The sequence below is a fragment of the Neisseria sp. P0017.S009 genome, from assembly GCF_051957375.1.
GTDB lineage: Bacteria > Pseudomonadota > Gammaproteobacteria > Burkholderiales > Neisseriaceae > Neisseria > Neisseria perflava.
On record NZ_JBQCWL010000034.1, the window covers coordinates 1 to 265 of the forward strand.

Sequence of the window (265 nt, forward strand, 5' to 3'; positions counted from 1 at the left end):
CTTCTCGCCTTTGGACGCAACGATGTATTCGAAGCGGATTTCCAGCGTTTTGCCGCCCGAAGTGTCTGAAATTTCGCGGACGGGATAAACCGCTTCTTCGTAAATGTCGCCGTTGTCGTCTTCTTTTTCAATCACTCGCTCTTGTGCCAGCGCAAATACGCGGGCGGCATCGTTGTCTTTGCGGTTGTCTTTGGCGGTGTCGGCTGCGGTCAGGCGGAAAAATACTTCGCGGCCGTCTGAAAGTTTGAAGCGGTAGTTGCTGAAG

At 53.2% G+C, this 265-nt stretch carries 1 pseudogene; it reads right to left on the reverse strand.

Features of this window, described 5'->3' with window-relative positions:
• A pseudogene (locus ACTHTG_RS11220) lies at positions 1-265 on the reverse strand (restriction endonuclease subunit M); the annotation flags it as partial.